General features: G+C 59.6%; 1 pseudogene. It reads right to left on the bottom strand.

Annotated elements, in window-relative coordinates:
* A pseudogene (locus EOA33_RS41205) lies at positions 1-279 on the bottom strand (phasin); the annotation flags it as partial.
* Positions 280-762: the final 483 nt, after the last annotated feature.

Raw genomic sequence — 762 nt, 5'->3', positions numbered from 1 at the left:
CCAGCGCTTCAAGGTGCGTGAAGCCGGCTTCGGTATTGGCGCGCAAAGCGGCAATCATTTTCAGGGACACCTCGTTGCCGGTGGTCGTGGCTGTTTCAAAGGTCGACTCAAAAGCCCTTTGTGTCGTTTCGGCGTCCGAACTCAATTTGGAAAGTGCCTGCTTCGACTGCTCAAGGCCCTGGTCGACAACAGCGCGAACTTGCTCGTAGCCGCGGACGGGTCGAAGGCGGGGGATTCGACGTTTTCGATCGTTTCGGTCTTGCCAGGGAGCTTGGACATTTTTCCATCCTTTTCCAGGACGGCCTCAGAGCAAAGCCGTCTCCTGAAGGTACGAAACCGTCGCAACGGATTTATGAAGCCCACATGAAATTTGCGCGAGTGCTGGCTGCGCCCGGCGTTGCCCAAATCGGGGTCGCCAATGAAGGCTGCCCGCAGGCGCAGGGCCTTCTACCTGTTACGGCACGCGGAGATCGGGAGCTTCCAAAAGAAAGTCTTGGACTATTGGCGCTTCCTTCCGTTGACATCGCTAGGTGTTACGTTGTCTCGGGCGCGCGACCGATACAGCTGGCCTTCTTGGCGGAATGCACGGCTGCAGTCACCGGAAGGCGCTGTGAGCACGTTCCGGTGCGCTTGCGGTGGCGCGAGAACTCATGCAGGAGCCCGCGAGCCGTAAACGAGCGCCTATGGGGATTTGTGTTTCGGAGCGTGCCAGCGCCTGTCGCGAACGGCCGCATCGGGTGCGCAGGACGAGTTGAACGAGAG

It is taken from the genome of Mesorhizobium sp. M4A.F.Ca.ET.050.02.1.1, from assembly GCF_003997725.1.
Taxonomy (GTDB): domain Bacteria; phylum Pseudomonadota; class Alphaproteobacteria; order Rhizobiales; family Rhizobiaceae; genus Mesorhizobium.
Note: the sequence above shows the minus strand (reverse complement) of the source record. Positions and strands in the feature narration are given on the sequence as shown.